The organism is Aquiflexum sp. TKW24L, assembly GCF_023502205.1.
In the GTDB taxonomy this organism is placed as follows: Bacteria; Bacteroidota; Bacteroidia; order Cytophagales; family Cyclobacteriaceae; genus Cognataquiflexum.
Window position 1 is genome coordinate 43,849 of sequence record NZ_JAMFLG010000029.1, and the last position, 16,124, is coordinate 59,972.

Consider the following 16,124-nt stretch of genomic DNA (forward strand, 5'->3'; position numbering starts at 1 on the left):
CTTATTTTTTTAATCTCATTTCAAGATATTTGTTGGTAAACCCTAATTTCTCATAGAGTTTTCTTGCCGGATTATCCGGTTCCACATGCAAGGCAATGTCTCCATGTGCCAAATCAATCACTGAGTTCATTAAAGTTTTTCCTACTCCTTTTCCGCGTTGAGAAGCATCAACAGCAATATAAACCAAGATGTTTTCCGGGATATAGCCTGACATGCCGGTTTTATTGACGACCACAGCACCGACAATTTCTCCATTATCTCTCGCCATGACTACAAATCCACCTTTGTCCCCAGCCTGATCTAATGCGTAATCCAAACATTTTAGAATTTGATCAATGGGGTCTCCATATTGTTCCAATTGGACAAAAAGGAAATCTGCGATTTCCTTTTTCTGCAAGTAAGTGGCTTGGTCAAATGAGGATAATATTTCGATTTTAAGCATATGCCTTTAATTTTATTTGGTGATTAGGTTTTCTTAATTTGAATACAAGCAAATAGATCACCAACGCTGTAGTAATCCCATAGAAATTAGGATCAAGTCCCAAAGGGAGTTCTGAGCCAATGAAACCCAGAGTTAAGGTCACTAGACCTCCGCAAATCATCGAGGCAATTGCGGCATCTGGGTTTCTTTTGTTTGTAAATAATCCAAACATAATGGGTATAAATAGCCCCGAAACCATAAATGCATAACTATACAACATCAATTCCAGAACATTGGTCATCTGAAGCGCAATCATGAGAGCTCCTGATCCTAAAATGAAAGTAAACAGCTGACTGAACCGCATCTGCTTGTCTTCACTTTTGAACTTCATCCATTTACCAAAAATATCAGTCGTCAAATTTCCTGAAGCCGCCATCAGACAGGAATCTGCCGTGGATAATACTGCAGAGAAATAAGCTGCCATCATCAATCCCAAAATACCAGGGGGAAGAATGGTACGAAGCAATATTGGTATACCCATCTCAGGATCTAACATATCCACATCGACAAATAACAATCCCTGCTCAAAAGCAACCCGTGAAAGCAATCCTAAAGCGACACCCATAAAGGCCATAATAGGCCATTCGAAAATGCCAGCAATAAACCAAGCTTTTTGGGCTGACTTAACATCCCTACTCGCAAAAATTCTCTGATACAATGTCATCCCAATAAACCAAATTGGTAAGATTGTAATCCCCCAATTGGCGAAATCCTGCCAAGTAAGATTGTCCAACCGGAAAAACTCGGGAGGAAGCGATGACTGAATGACTTCCCATCCACCTACATGAAAATAGGCTATGGGCAATCCAATAAAAATAAATCCCAACATCAGGATAATCCATTGGATTGTATCAGTATAGATGACAGCTTTCAATCCACCCAATACTGTATAGATCACAGCAATGGCTCCCATAAAAATCAGTGCTTGATTGAGTGAAAGACCTTCAAATGTACCGGAGGCCAATTTGGCGCCTGCAAGCAATTGTGAGGAAGTAAATCCCAAGTATCCGATAAGGGAAATAAAAGCCGCTACCAATCCGACTTTTTTGGAAAATAAATATTCGAAAATCTGGGGAAAGGTATAAAAATTTGCAAAGGCCCTGTCCTGTTTAATCCGTGGAATCAAAAATACCCCGGCAAGCCAAGCTCCTAATAAACCCGTAAACAGCATCCAGCTTCCGGATATCCCCATTAAAAACCCTAACCCACCAAGACCTACAGAAAACCCACCTCCAACATCTGTGGCTACTACAGAAAGTCCTATGTGCCAACTTCCGATATTTCGTCCACCGACAAAGTAGTCATCCTGATTCTTGTTTTGATGCATGAAATAATATCCTATCCCAAGCATCAGCAACATGTACCCGACAAAAATGCCGAGGTCTATGTAATGCATCCTTTTTTTGATTAAAATCTAATAAAAAACTTATATAAAATAATTTTTCAAAGATACAAATATTTAATTTAGTATAAAAGAAAGAATTCATATAATTACCCCGATACGACTTAGCACAAAGGCAAAAAAAAAGCCGGATAAACCGGCTTTACGCATTATGGTATAAGTTTTTAAACATTTTGACTGCTGAGAGCAGCAGAATAATATTCCCTGTTCATTCGGGCTATATTTGAAATGCTGATTCCTTTGGGACATTCAGCTTCGCAGGCACCGGTATTGGTACATGCACCGAACCCTTCCGCATCCATCTGAGCAACCATTTTTTCAGCTCTCGTTTTTCTTTCCACCTGACCTTGAGGTAATAAGGCTAATTGGGATACTTTGGCGGAAGTGAACAACATGGCTGAAGCATTTTTACATGCTGCTACACATGCTCCACATGCAATACATTGCGCCGCATCCATAGCAAGATCAGCAATGGTCTTAGGAATTGGAATTTCGTTGGCATCAGGTATTCCTCCTGTCCCCACTGAAACATACCCTCCAGCCTGGATAATTCTATCAAAAGCTGACCTGTCCACAACCAAATCCTTCAAAATCGGGAAAGCTTTGGCTCGCCAAGGTTCAATGGTGATGGTCTCACCGTCATTGAAAGAGCGCATGTGCAATTGGCAGGTTGTTGTTTGCAGCGGTCCATGAGGTTTACCGTTGATATGTAAAGCGCAAGTCCCACAGATTCCTTCACGACAGTCATGGTCAAAGTGAACCGGATCATCCCCTTTTTCTGTCAAGTCTTCATTCAACACGTCCAACATTTCAAGAAAAGACATGTCTTTGGAAACATTGTCTACGGGATAGGTAGTAAAACCACCTTTATCCGATGCGTTTTTCTGTCTCCAGATTTTTAAAGTCAATTTCATGTAGGTATGAATTTTTGTCTTAAAATTATTTGTACGAACGCTGGGTAAGCTTCACATTTTCGAACACCAACGGTTCTTTATAAAGTTCTTCTTCTTGATTTTCGCCCACATATTTCCATGCAGCTGCATATGCAAAATTTTCGTCATCCCGGAGGGCTTCTCCTTCGGGGGTCTGGTATTCTTCACGGAAGTGACCGCCGCAGGATTCATCTCGGTCTAGTGCGTCATCGATCATCAATTCTCCAAGTTCGATAAAATCTGCAACCCGATGGGCTTTTTCCAGTGACATATTAAGTTCTTCATTTGCCCCCAAAACTTTTACATCTGACCAAAAATCTTTCTTCAATTGTTTGATCTCGGCTTTTGCCTTCCTCAAGCCTTCGGCAGTTCGCGACATACCACACTGATTCCACATGATTTTTCCAAGTTTCTTATGGAAGTGGTCAATGGTTTTCTTTCCCTTGATATTAAGCAATTGACTGATTCTGTCCTTTACTTCTTTTGCGGCTTTAGTAAACTCAGGGTGATTTGGGTCAACAGGCTTTGGAGGTGTCTGTGCCAAATAATCCCCAATGGTATATGGAATGACAAAATAGCCATCAGCAAGCCCCTGCATAAGTGCAGAAGCACCTAGTCTATTGGCTCCGTGATCAGAGAAGTTGGCCTCCCCAAGGGCATAAAGACCAGGAATGGTAGTCATCAAGTTGTAATCCACCCAAAGGCCACCCATCGTATAATGAACAGCCGGGTAAATCATCATCGGTACTTCATATGGATTTTCCCCTGTGATTTGCATATACATATCGAAAAGGTTCCCGTATTTGGACTCGATCAGTGCCTTGCCGTCACGGTTGATGGCATCACGAAAATCCAAAAATACTGCTTCACCGGTTTCATTGACGCCTCTTCCGGCATCACAAACCTCTTTTGCATTTCGGGAAGCCACATCACGTGGAACAAGATTTCCAAAGGAAGGATACTTTCTTTCTAAGAAATAATCTCTGTCTTCTTCCTTGATATCATTGACTTTGATTTGACCTTTTCTAAGCTTTTCAGCAGTATCTGTGGTGGCAGGAACCCACACACGCCCATCATTTCTCAATGATTCCGACATGAGTGTCAACTTAGACTGATGATCTCCTGAAACAGGAATACAGGTAGGGTGAATTTGGGTAAAGCAAGGATTGGCAAAATAAGCTCCACGTTTGTGAGCTCTCCAAGCTGCTGTTACATTACAGCCCATCGCATTGGTAGAAAGGAAGAATACATTTCCATATCCTCCCGTACATAGCAATACTGCATGTGCAGCATGGGTTTCTACAGCTCCTGTGATCAGATTTCGTGTAACAATTCCCCTAGCCTGTCCATCTATCATCACCACGTCCATCATTTCTGTACGCGGATACAATTTCACTTTACCATTGGCAACCTGACGACTCAATGCCGAATATGCGCCCAAAAGTAATTGCTGTCCTGTTTGTCCCCGTGCATAAAAAGTACGGGACACCTGAGCACCACCGAAAGACCTATTTGCCAATAGACCCCCATATTCACGTGCAAAAGGAACACCTTGGGCTACACATTGGTCAATGATTTTAACAGACACTTCTGCTAATCGGTAGACGTTAGATTCTCTTGCCCGGTAATCCCCCCCTTTGATAGTATCATAAAACAATCGGAATACGGAATCCCCATCGTTTTGATAATTTTTTGCAGCATTGATTCCTCCTTGGGCAGCAATAGAGTGGGCTCTACGGGGGCTATCATGGAAAGTAAATGCTTTGACATTATAACCCAACTCAGCCAATGAAGCAGCTGCTGATGCACCTGCCAAACCCGTACCCACAACAATTACATCATATTTCCTCTTGTTGGCCGGGTTGACCAACTTCACATTAAATTTATGTTTGGTCCATTTTTCTGCCAATGGGCCTTCAGGTGTTTTAGAATCTAGTATCATCTAGGTCAGATTTAATTTTCTACATTCATTTTTCAATCAATCCAATCAAAGCGATTGGATGTACATCACAATAGGAATCAGGGCAAATAGCGCCGGAACAATGATCGAAAAGCCAAAACCGACCCTTGAGATCAATGGAGAATATTTCACGTGATTGAGACCAAGTGTCTGGAATGCACTGGCAAATCCGTGGGATAAATGAAATCCAAGGAAACCCATAGCCACCACGTAAAATGCGACATATAAAAGATTGGAATAAGCTGCGGCGACTATCGCAAATACATTTTTGTATGTGACTCCTGCGTAGTCCACCACAGGCATTTCCCCAAATTTGATTTCGTAATAAAATCCTTTTAAGTGTACTAAAAGAAAAATTAAAATAATTGTTCCAAGAATTCCCATGTTTCTTGATGACCAAGAACTGTTTGTGGAGGCTTTACTTACCGCATACTCAATCGGTCTAGAACTCTTATTGTATCTCGACAACAATATAGAATAGATGACATGAAGAAGTATAAAAGCAAAATTACCTATGGAAACCACTCTGATCAATGGATTACTAGCCATACTTTCAGCGTATAGATTGAATGATTCACCATTGTCGGGTAATAAAAGCTGCAGGTTACCAATAAGATGGACAACCAAGAATAGTATTAGAAACAATCCGGTAAGGGCCATTATTAATTTTCGGCCCAAGGTGCTACTTAAGGTTTTTGATACCCAACTCATATGATTTTTCTTAAGTGTTCGATTGAAAATAGGTTTTTGAACTTCGTGGCCAAATTTACATTTGGAAAGGTTAGTAAACAATCCGAGAACAATCGATTGAACTTATTTTAAATTATTCTAAATAGACAATTATAGGTGCTTCTTTTCGTTAATTTTGAACACTTGTCTAACCAACTGTTTATTTTTATTGTTTGGTTTAAGTATATAATTATATCCTGATTTATTTATTTTCGTATATCTTGATGATCAAATTCTACCTGCATGAGATTTAAATATTCATTTTTAATTTCGCTTTGCATTTTCATCCTTTCTGCCACACAGGCATATGCCACGCACATCCGTGCAGGGGAGATTACAGCAGAGCGGGTATCCGTCCAGACATTGACTTACAAGATCACTGTGGTCGGATATACTGACACAAGATCAAGTGTCATTTTTGGGCCCGGTTTTATCAATTTTGGTGATGGAAGAGAAGTAAGCCTGAATACTGAAAGTGATTTTGTATTGGTTGAATCTTTGGGGAATCAAATCGAGAAAAACACATTTGTCATTGAGCATACTTTTCAGGGACCCGGTAAATACACAATCTGGTTTAGGGAGTTCAATAGGAACGACAAAACATTAAACATGGACAATTCTGTAGAAACTCCATTTTATGTAGAAACTCTTATTACCATTGATCCTTTTATCGGAGTAAATAATTCTCCGGTGCTGACCATTCCACCGGTGGACAACGGGGTGGTGAATAAAAGATTTATCCATAATCCTGGGGCATATGATCCTGACGGAGATAGTTTGTCCTATAGTCTTGATATCCCAAAACAGGCTTTCCAAAGACCTGTCAATAATTACAGAAGCCCCGCTACATCCGAATTCAGTTTTAACAGAGAGGACGGCTCACCTAATCCATTTTTGACTGTTGATCCATTTACAGGTGATCTTGTATGGGATGCCCCAGGTCTTGCCGGTCAATATAATGTTGCATTTCGAATAATTGAGTGGCGAAGAATCGCGGGAGAATGGCAGATTATAGGATACGTGGTGAGGGACATGCAGATCATTATCGAAAACTCAAATAATAACCGGCCTGTTCTAATTCTTCCTGATGACCTTTGTGTGGTAGCAGGTACCAAAATCGAAGAAATCATCCAAGGATCTGACCCTGACGGGGATCCTATCAAAATTGAGGTTTTTGGAGATCCAATTGAGATTTTGAGTTCTCCGGCTACCTACTCCCCGCTTTCTGTATTCCAGCCAACACCCGGAGTGATCAATTTCGAATGGCAGACCATCTGTAGCCATGTCAGGGAAAGGGAATATCAGGTGAGGATCAGAATCACCGACCAACCTAGATCAGGTCCGGCATTGATTGATATCAAAACATGGAATATCAAAGTAATCGGCCCACCGCCTTTGCTTGAAACCGCCGAACAACAGCAGGGTAGATCAGTCAATGTAGTCTGGTCACCTTACTCATGCAGCAGTTCTGCCCAGACCATGCAAGTTTGGAGAAGAATCAATTCTGACCCTTATGAACCTGATTCCTGTGAAACCGGAATACGGGCAGGATATGAGTTGGTTGGAACAACTAATATGTCCACATTTAATTTCTTGGATACCAATATGGGGGAAGGTCTGGCACCGGGAAACACTTATTGTTACAGGTTGGTAGCAGGATTTCCCGCCCCAAGGTCAGGACAAAGTATTGTATCCGAAGAAATCTGCATTACCATTGATGTAGACGTGCCATTGATCACCAATGTCAGTGTAGAAGCGACAGACAGCGAATCAGGTGAGATTTTTGTAAAATGGACTCCTCCATATGATATCGATAGGACTCAGTTCCCCGGTCCTTTTACTTATGAATTGTTAAGGAATAACGGGTTTACAGGAAGCCAAAATAGGGTTTCGGTGATCAGCACATCAGACACTACTTTTACAGACACAGGGTTAAATACAGAAAATCTTGTTTATAACTACAAGGTCATCCTCAAAGAAAATTCCACGACGATTGACAGCTCCAGTTCCGCATCTTCGGTCAGGTTGGATTTGATTATCATCAACGAAGCCATTGAGTTGAAGTGGCAATTCAATACTCCTTGGAACAACTCTATTTCTCAATACAAACACGAAGTTTACAGAAATAGAAATGATGCCAATGCTGCGGATGAAAACACGTTTCTGTTGATTGCTGAAGTTGACCCAACAGTCACAGGATTTACCTATTTCGATGACGGAAGACACAATGGAGTGGGTTTGAAAAAGGACATTGAATATTGCTATTATGTGATCACTAAGGGTGCGTATAATGTGAATAAAATAGAATATCCTTTGGAAAATAAATCCCAAGTAATCTGTGCAAGACCGGATGATGACAGGTTGCCGTGTCCACCGGTTTTGGTTTTTGAAGGTCCTGAGTGTTCAGCATACCTTTCTGACAAAGGCTGTGGAAACAATACCTATGAACATGAATTAAGTTGGGAACCGGATTTTAGCGGAGTATGTGATGATGAACTGAGTGCCTTCAGGCTCTATTTTACTTCAGAAGGTGAAGACGGTCAATTTGAATTGGCAGGAACTTATTCAGCATTTGAGAGAAATGCCCTGATAAGGGATCTTTCAAATTACAGAGGATGCTACTATATCACTGCAGTCGATAGGTCTGGAAATGAGAGCGAACCTAGCAATATCGTCTGTGTAGACAATTGCCCGAGTTATTTCCTACCAAATGCCTTTACTCCAAATGGTGACGGAATCAATGAAACATTTATGGCATTTGACAATCCTTTTGCCAAATGCCCAAGGTTTGTACTTGGCGTAGAAGTATTTATTGTCAACAGATGGGGTGTTGAGGTTTTCAAATACAACAGTCTCTCTTCCAATGAAAATGACATTTACATCAGATGGAATGGTACTGATAAAAATGGCAATGAACTTCCTTCAGGTACTTATTTCTATACCGCGACTGTTAAGTTCGACGTTTTAGACCCTACAAAGCAAGAGCAAAAACTCAAAGGAACAGTTCAGATCATCCGATGAGAATCCAAGACAGGCATGATATCATTCTTTTCGACGGGGTTTGTAATTTGTGTAACAATGCCATTGATTTTGTAATCAAAAGGGACAAAAAGGAAAGGTTTAAGTTTGGGGCACTCCAAGACAATGCTACCAAAAGTATTCTGAAAGACTATAAAATCAATGAGGCTTACCTTGACTCTATCATTTTGATCAGGGGAGATCAAGTATTTTACAAGAGTAAGGCAGCGCTGGAAATTGCAAGAAATCTTGGTGGCATTTGGCCTCTTTTGTATGTTTTCAATTTTATTCCATCCGCAGTTCGTGATCCGGTTTATGATTGGATTGCGAGAAACAGGTACAAGTGGTTTGGAAAAAAAGAAACCTGTAGAATACCAACGACGAAAGAAAAAAGGAAATTTTTGTAGTAGAGAAACCAAAAATCAACCGCTCGGGATAAAAATCTTGTTTGATCTTCCTTTTTCTCAGTATCTTAAAAAATAATAATAATAACAATTATAGTTATGGATATAACCAGAGTTTTTGAAAACAACCAAAACTGGATCACCTCAAAGCTTGAGATTGACCCACATTATTTTGAGAATTTGTCTAAAGGGCAAAAACCCGATATTTTATACATTGGCTGTTCTGACAGTAGGGTTACGGCAGAAGATTTGATGGGTGTACAGCCTGGTGAAGTTTTTGTGCATAGAAACATCGCCAACATGGTCATCAGTATTGACCTTAATGTAATGTCAGTATTGAACTATGCGGTGCAAAATTTGGAGGTAAATCATGTAGTAGTGTGCGGGCATTACTTCTGTGGCGGCGTAAAAGCAGCGATGAATGCAGCCGACCTGGGATTATTAAACCCTTGGCTGAGAAATATCAGGGATGTATACCGGATCCATAGGAAAGAATTGAATGCCATTACTGATGAAAATGAAAAGTATAATAGACTTGTAGAACTGAATGTCCAAGAACAGTGTGTAAACCTGATCAAAACCGCCGCAGTCCAAAAAGCGATCAAAGAAAGGGATATGAAAGTACATGGTTGGGTTTTTGACATCCAAACCGGAAAACTGATAGACCTGAATATAGATTTTCAGGCCATTTTAAAAGACATTATGGAAATCTATAATCTTGGAGATTTCCATCATTCGGAGGTGAATAGTTAAGTATAATTCAAAACATTGGAATGAATCGGTGGCCTAGAAATGGGCCACTTTTTTTGATATATTTGCCGTTCATTTATCAAAAAACCACGAGATATGAAAGCATATATTTTTCCCGGACAGGGAGCACAGTTCCCCGGAATGGGAAAAGACCTCTATGAAAGCAGTGAAATAGCAAAATTACTTTTTGAAAAAGCCAATGAAATTTTAGGATTCAGAATTTCTGACATCATGTTTGAAGGCTCTGATGAGGAATTGAAACAGACCAAAGTTACCCAACCAGCCATTTTTTTACATTCCGTAATTCTTGCCAAAACTGATCCAGATTTCAACCCGGATATGGTGGCAGGCCACTCCTTGGGAGAATTTTCTGCCTTGGTGGCTAATGGGACCTTAGAATTTGAGGATGGATTAGACCTGGTCTACCAACGTGCTCTTGCCATGCAGGAAGCCTGCGAAATCAACCCATCTGGAATGGCTGCTATATTAGGACTTGAGGATGCAAAAGTGGAAGAAATCTGCGCTTCCATCAAGGAGGAGGTTGTAGTGCCTGCCAATTATAACTGTCCGGGTCAGTTGGTTATTTCTGGAACTAACAAAGGAATAGAAATCGCCTGCGAAAAAATGAAAGAAGCCGGTGCCAAGAGAGCTTTGCCACTACCTGTCGGAGGTGCTTTCCACTCGCCGCTGATGGAACCTGCAGGCGAAAAACTTAGAAAGGCCATTGAATCCACTACCTTCTATCAGCCAAAGTGTCCCATTTATCAAAACGTGGGTACTACAGGAGTCAATGACATAGATATAATCAAGCAAAACCTAATCGCCCAATTGACCGCACCGGTCAAATGGACACAGTGCATCCAGCAAATGGTAGCCGACGGTGCTGTACATTTTGTGGAATGCGGACCGGGGAAAGTACTTCAGGGCCTTGTCAAAAAAATTCATAAAGAAGCAGAGGTCAGCAGCATTTAGAGTTGTTAATTGGTTAATTGGTTAATTGGTTAATTGGTTAATTAATTTCAAATAAAATTGACTGAAAATTAGATGAATGAATTTGAAGTGAGAAGCCATTCCAAATTTTGGGAGGGCTTCTTTATTTTGTAAAGGCCTTTACGCTTGAATTATCCAAACAGAGCTCTAAAAGTTCTTTGTTGGTTTTTATTAAAACTGGATGCTCCAAATCAGGGAGGATTTCTACCAAAGGTTCTAACACAAATCTTCTATCCTGAATATATGGATGAGGAATTTTAAGCCGATCTGAGTTGAAAATTTCATTTCCAAAGTATAGGATATCTATATCCATTGTTCTGTTTCCCCACTTTTCATCACGTCTCCTACCCAACAGTAATTCAATTTCAAGGATGATGTCCAAAATTTTCTCAGGATTGATTGACGTATCAAATACTAACACCTGATTGAGGTAATTTCCTGTAGATTTGCCACCCCAAGCCTCAGTTTCAAAAATGGAGGATTTTTGTCTTAACGGACCAAAATAGGAAACCAAATTTTTAACAGCCACCTGTATAAATCCTAGCCTGTCACCAAGATTCCCCCCTAATATAAAAACTACTTGGTTCATTCTTCTGTTATGAGTTGTATTGGATAAACATAAAGAAAAAAGCAGTAATTTAGTCCCTAAAAATAAAGATTATGAGATTTCTTGGTAACGTTTTGGCAGTCATCGTTGGCTTGCTGATATTTTCAGTAATGAGTTTTTTTATTCTTGCCGGCATCATTGCAGTCATTTCCTCCTCATCAAGCAGTGATGTGGATGTGAAAGAAAATACCGTATTGGTATTAAATCTAGATGGCAGAATTTTGGTGGAAAGAAGCAGTGAAGATGATCCTGATTTTTCATCCATCAATTTATTCGGGGGAGTTTCGACAGTTGGGTTGACTTCATTGAAAAGGGCTATCGAAACTGCAAAAAACAATGATAATGTAAAAGGGATTTTTATAAAAGCAGGAACTTTTTCAGCAGGTCAGGCAGGAATCAAAGAATTGAGAGATGCACTCAAGGATTTTAAAACTTCCGATAAATTTATTGTGAGTTACGGTGAATATTATACCGAAGGTGGCTATTTTTTGAGTTCAATTTCAGATGAAATTTACATCAACCCTTCAGGATTGATGGAATTCAATGGCTTTGCTTCGGAAGTGGTTTTCTTCAAAGGGATGTTTGAAAAGCTTGAAATTAAGCCTCAGGTATTCCGTGTCGGCGATTTCAAAAGTGCAGTAGAGCCATTTATTTTGGATAAAATGAGTGATTCGAGCAGAATGCAGACGGCCTCTTTTCTAAATGATCTTAATAATTTTGCCTTAAATGAAATCAGCGAAAGCAGGGGTATTTCTCTTGATTCCATCAAAGAAATCAATTCTAAGATGCTCGTTAGGAAACTTAGCGATGCCTTGAAATACAAACTCATAGATGGATTGTGGTACGAAGATCAGGTGATCGAACTTATGAAAGAAAAACTTGGGTTAGGTGAAGATGATAAAATTAATACGATCAACATGACGGGCATCAACAAGTCTTCAAAAACCAAGAACCTCACTTCCAAAAACAGGATCGCAGTAATCGTGGCAGAAGGAGACATAGTCAGTGGCAAATCCGAAGGTTCAATCGCTTCGGACACCTTCAAAGAAGAAATCAAAAAGGCAAAAAACAACAAGGACGTCAAAGCCATTGTCTTGAGAATCAATTCTCCAGGAGGATCTGCTTTGGCATCAGAAGTAATTTGGAGGGAGCTTGACTTGGCGAGCAAAGAAAAACCGGTCATCGCTTCTATGGGTGAAGTCGCTGCATCAGGAGGTTATTATATTGCAGCAGCAGCAGATACGATTGTCGCACAGCCCAATACCATAACAGGGTCTATAGGAATTTTTGCCCTTTGGTTCAATGCCCAAGGTTTTCTAAACAACAAAATGGGAATTACCACCGATGTGGTCAAAACTGGTGAGCTTTCCGACTTCCTTACACCAACCAGAGAAATCACTGAAATGGAAAGGAGTATTTTCCAAGCTCAGGTAGAAGAAGGGTATGACGTCTTTTTGACAAGAGTGGCTGACGGAAGAAACCGAAGCAAAGAGGAAATCAAGAAAGTCGCTTCAGGCAGGGTTTGGTCAGGAAATCAGGCATTGGCAAATGGTTTGGTGGATGTGTTGGGGGGATTGGATGATGCGGTAAAAATCGCAGCTGAAAAAGCTGGAGTGGCAGACGATTACCGTGTGGTTTATTACCCACAAACCAAGCCTTGGTTTGAAAGATTCTTGAGTGAATTTACCAATGATGTGCAGGTATTTTATCAGAAGCAGCAGCTCGGAACTTTTTACCCCATTTACAAACAAGTTGAAAGTGTTAAGAAATATGAAGGTATGATGGTCAGGATGCCATATGACATCATTATCAGATAAAAAAAGGAGCTATACGCTCCTTTTTTTATTCTTTCTCTTGAAGCAAAATCTTCCAGGCAGTGATTACATCCCCAGATTCCAACACTTGTTTGGCATATTCGTGAAGGTGAAAATCAAAACTCTCCCTGTCATTTTTAAACCTTATTTTCATTTCCTGAATCACGTGATTACCGGAATAGGCTTCCACTTCAACAGCTTCAGGGATTTGCTCACAATTCCCCAATCTACCGAGGTTATTTCCTGTCAGTACAGTACTGTTTCGGATGTAAGGCGGAATGTTATCAACACCAATGCCTTTATTCCTGATAGGTTTGGCAATTTCAAATAAGGCTTCCCCATGGGCTCGGCAATACCAGTCTCCTCCCATTCTTGCCACAGCATCCAATTTGAAAGGGTTTATCTGATCTTTTTCATCCAAAATCTGCTCGGAAATATGCGCAAGCAAAACCTCACAGATCACCAGATTGGCTGACCCTCCCCCTTCACCAATTGGTAATACCTGCAGTACTTTACATTCGAAAGCCACAGGAGCTTCCTTGACTCTTGGGGGTTTTACCAAAATAGATGAAGCTTCCGAAAACCCGGATTTCACAAATTCATTGACTCCTTTTTCGTATTCGGTACTTGCCAGAGACATTTGTTCCACCATACAAAAGCTGACCATATTGATGACTACCTCGGGTACTTCCAATACATTATCCAAGCTGTGCTTTGTCGTATTATCCCTGACCCTCCGGGAAGGTGAAAAAACCAACACAGGAGGATTGGTGCCAAAGACATTGAAAAAACTGAATGGACTTAAATTGACATTACCTTCCTTGTCCACCGTACTGGCAAAAGCAATGGGACGCGGGGCTACGGCACCTAGCAGGTAGCTGTGGAATTGGGCAATCGAAACATCCTTGGGATTGATGGTCTTCATTTTTTACTTTTATGATAATTGTTTGTACACAATGGTTCGAGAAGATAGTATATTTATTTATTTCTTGTTTGAAGACTTAATTGCCCGGTACATCGGTCTTCCGACTTCGGTCTTCCGTCCCGATTGAAGAAGAATATAGTGTTAATGGCATAGAAGCAGATATCCATTTTATAATAATAACTCAGGTTTCTTTCAACGGTTTGCATTGACCTACATTTATTCCCTAAATTAAAAAATCAAAACTCACAAAGCCCATGAAACAATTATCTTTTTGCCATTATTCTCTTATTTTATTATTGCTCCTTATGGCTTCCTTTCCTTTTTCACATTCATTTGGCCAAAACCTAAACATTGCTACCTACAATATCCGATTTGATAATGCAAATGATGTAGGAAATCTTTGGAAGGACCGAGCGCCTCATTTGATTAATCAAATTAAATTTCACCAAATGGACATCATCGGAACCCAAGAAGGGATGTACCATCAACTTGAGGAAATCAAAAATGGATTGGGCTATCCATATGTGGGTGTCGGCAGGGACAAAGGAGGGAAAGAAGGGGAATTCAGTGCGGTTTTCTATAATCCTGAAAAGCTAAAAGTCTTAGATCAAAGCACGTTTTGGCTTTCCGAAACACCTGAAAAGCCCTCAAAAGGATGGGACGCAGCTTTGAATAGGGTTTGCACTTGGGTCAAATTTACAAATAGGGAAGGTGAAAAGTTCTATGTATTCAATATCCATTATGACCATATCGGTCAAAAGGCGAGAGAAGAGAGCAGTAAATTGGTGATAAGGAAAATAAAAGAAATCAATACAGAAAAACTTCCTGTGGTGTTCATCGGGGATTTCAATGTCATGCCCAACAATCCGGCGTACCAGACGGTGCTGGATAATTCCGAAATGAAAGACAGCAGGCTGATTTCAAAAATTCCTTCCGTAGGAAATCAGGGAACATTCAATGGATACAATTGGGAAAAGCTTCCTGAAGGCATCATTGACCATATTTTTGTCAGCCCAAATATGACCGTTCTCCGACATGGAATCTTGACAGACAATTATGGAATGAAGTACCCTTCAGACCATTTTCCGGTGATGGTGGAGGTGAGTTGGTGATTGCTTAGCTGAGGAAAATCTCAGCTGGGAATAGTTTAACTTTGTATAGTTGAAGGGTATAAAAAGATATTTCTAAGATAAATCTCTTTACCAAATATCAGCCCAGTAGATTACAGCACCTGTTTCATTATTTATTGCAATCCCCTTACTATAGCCATGTTCCCAACCCTTGGGAGTATATACGCCATTTGGTAATTTATCAGGATTCATAAATGATCCTTTTTTTGATTCTAACACATACATTTTATACCCTTCCAGTTTTGTCAAAGTCAAATTGGTTTCAAAAATCCATTCTTTGAAAAAATTTGGGACAGGATATTTTCCTTCTTGGCAATTTAGTTCTCTAATTTCTACTTTTCTCGGTTTTCTGATTTTTTTATCATATTTAATCCAATTTTGAGCTGTTAAATGTTTGTCAACCCACAAGGCAACTATCTTCTGAATTGTAAACTGCTATAGATAATGCCTTTGCGGAATTTTTAATACTATCTAGTTCGGTCTGATCTGGATGGTATTTAAGCCAAACATAAGGGTGAGAAATTGAAATATTTTGAGAAACTGCTTGAAAAGAGTTTCGATATCTTATTTTTTTTGGAAAATGATCTATAAAGCCATCATCAAAGTAATTTATTTCTTCCCCAAAATTTAAACTCCTCTTATTATTACAACTTGAAATGATTATTAAAACCACAATAAACATTAATCCCTTCATTATTATCCCAGCTAGGTGTTGTATTGCGATTGATGGACTATTAAACTAAACGCTAAAACGAAAGGTAATTCTTGGTTATTTGAATTACAAATCTTACTTATCAAAAAGGTATAGATGGAATCTAAACCTATCGCCTGCTCCATTTTAAAAATAGATAGCGATCGTAAGTGAGGACAACTATACGGTGGTCTTTAAAGTCTTTGTCCCCTTTGTTTCTTTGTTGTTCAGCAAAATTCTGTGGTCTGCGGGGTTGGTGGGTCTTAAACGCAAAAGACCCTCAGGTATGAA

Annotated in this window: 15 protein-coding genes; 6 read left to right on the forward strand and 9 right to left on the reverse strand. The window is 39.9% G+C overall.

Annotated features, from left to right (window positions below; translation table 11 throughout):
* Position 1: 1 nt before the first annotated feature.
* The 5 genes from M3O96_RS16700 to M3O96_RS16720 form a co-directional block, all read right to left on the reverse strand.
* A complete protein-coding gene (locus M3O96_RS16700; RefSeq protein ID WP_249722440.1) occupies positions 2 to 442 on the reverse strand; it encodes a GNAT family N-acetyltransferase in 441 nt (146 codons plus the stop codon).
* Positions 435 to 1,877 (reverse strand): sodium:solute symporter family protein, encoded by a 1,443-nt coding sequence (locus M3O96_RS16705; RefSeq protein ID WP_249722441.1) that lies wholly within the window; start codon positions 1,875 to 1,877, stop codon positions 435 to 437. Before M3O96_RS16705 ends, M3O96_RS16700 begins: the two co-directional genes overlap by 8 nt.
* Before the next feature lie 170 nt (positions 1,878 to 2,047).
* Positions 2,048 to 2,797 (reverse strand): succinate dehydrogenase/fumarate reductase iron-sulfur subunit, encoded by a 750-nt coding sequence (locus M3O96_RS16710; RefSeq protein WP_249722442.1) that lies wholly within the window; start codon positions 2,795 to 2,797, stop codon positions 2,048 to 2,050.
* Positions 2,798 to 2,822: 25 nt separating this feature from the next.
* Positions 2,823 to 4,757, reverse strand: a complete 1,935-nt coding sequence (locus tag M3O96_RS16715) for a fumarate reductase/succinate dehydrogenase flavoprotein subunit (RefSeq protein WP_249722443.1) — start codon at positions 4,755 to 4,757, stop codon at positions 2,823 to 2,825.
* A gap of 45 nt (positions 4,758 to 4,802) precedes the next feature.
* Positions 4,803 to 5,486, reverse strand: coding sequence for a succinate dehydrogenase cytochrome b subunit (locus tag M3O96_RS16720; RefSeq protein WP_249722444.1), 684 nt, complete (start codon positions 5,484 to 5,486; stop codon positions 4,803 to 4,805).
* Positions 5,487 to 5,747: 261 nt separating this feature from the next.
* Between M3O96_RS16720 and M3O96_RS16725 the strand changes: the two genes are divergently transcribed.
* From M3O96_RS16725 to fabD, 4 genes are all read left to right on the forward strand, one after another.
* On the forward strand, positions 5,748 to 8,525 hold the full coding sequence (locus M3O96_RS16725; protein ID WP_249722445.1) for a T9SS type B sorting domain-containing protein: 2,778 nt from the start codon (positions 5,748 to 5,750) through the stop codon (positions 8,523 to 8,525).
* Positions 8,522 to 8,929, forward strand: a complete 408-nt coding sequence (locus M3O96_RS16730) for a thiol-disulfide oxidoreductase DCC family protein (protein WP_249722446.1) — start codon at positions 8,522 to 8,524, stop codon at positions 8,927 to 8,929. Before M3O96_RS16725 ends, M3O96_RS16730 begins: the two co-directional genes overlap by 4 nt.
* A gap of 96 nt (positions 8,930 to 9,025) precedes the next feature.
* Positions 9,026 to 9,679, forward strand: a complete 654-nt coding sequence (locus M3O96_RS16735; protein WP_249722447.1) for a carbonic anhydrase — start codon at positions 9,026 to 9,028, stop codon at positions 9,677 to 9,679.
* Positions 9,680 to 9,772: 93 nt separating this feature from the next.
* Positions 9,773 to 10,648 (forward strand): ACP S-malonyltransferase, encoded by an 876-nt coding sequence (fabD, locus tag M3O96_RS16740; protein WP_249722449.1) that lies wholly within the window; start codon positions 9,773 to 9,775, stop codon positions 10,646 to 10,648.
* Positions 10,649 to 10,769: 121 nt separating this feature from the next.
* Here fabD and folK read toward each other — a convergent pair whose 3' ends face one another.
* Positions 10,770 to 11,255 (reverse strand): 2-amino-4-hydroxy-6-hydroxymethyldihydropteridine diphosphokinase, encoded by a 486-nt coding sequence (folK, locus tag M3O96_RS16745; protein WP_249722451.1) that lies wholly within the window; start codon positions 11,253 to 11,255, stop codon positions 10,770 to 10,772.
* 71 nt (positions 11,256 to 11,326) lie between these two features.
* Between folK and sppA the strand changes: the two genes are divergently transcribed.
* Positions 11,327 to 13,090 carry a signal peptide peptidase SppA gene (gene sppA / locus M3O96_RS16750; protein ID WP_249722453.1) on the forward strand — a complete coding sequence of 588 codons (1,764 nt, stop codon included), beginning with the start codon at positions 11,327 to 11,329 and terminating at the stop codon, positions 13,088 to 13,090.
* A 25-nt stretch (positions 13,091 to 13,115) separates the two neighbouring features.
* Here the strand turns inward: sppA and M3O96_RS16755 are convergent, their stop codons facing one another.
* A complete protein-coding gene (locus M3O96_RS16755; protein ID WP_249722455.1) occupies positions 13,116 to 14,012 on the reverse strand; it encodes a flavin reductase in 897 nt (298 codons plus the stop codon).
* A gap of 254 nt (positions 14,013 to 14,266) precedes the next feature.
* Here M3O96_RS16755 and M3O96_RS16760 point away from each other — a divergent pair, with 254 nt between their 5' ends.
* Positions 14,267 to 15,124 carry an endonuclease/exonuclease/phosphatase family protein gene (locus M3O96_RS16760; protein ID WP_349630855.1) on the forward strand — a complete coding sequence of 286 codons (858 nt, stop codon included), beginning with the start codon at positions 14,267 to 14,269 and terminating at the stop codon, positions 15,122 to 15,124.
* Between the two features lie 87 nt (positions 15,125 to 15,211).
* Here the strand turns inward: M3O96_RS16760 and M3O96_RS16765 are convergent, their stop codons facing one another.
* Positions 15,212 to 15,550, reverse strand: coding sequence for a hypothetical protein (locus tag M3O96_RS16765; protein ID WP_249722457.1), 339 nt, complete (start codon positions 15,548 to 15,550; stop codon positions 15,212 to 15,214).
* Positions 15,540 to 15,836 carry a hypothetical protein gene (locus tag M3O96_RS16770; RefSeq protein WP_249722459.1) on the reverse strand — a complete coding sequence of 99 codons (297 nt, stop codon included), beginning with the start codon at positions 15,834 to 15,836 and terminating at the stop codon, positions 15,540 to 15,542. Before M3O96_RS16770 ends, M3O96_RS16765 begins: the two co-directional genes overlap by 11 nt.
* Between the last annotated feature and the right edge of the window lie 288 nt (positions 15,837 to 16,124).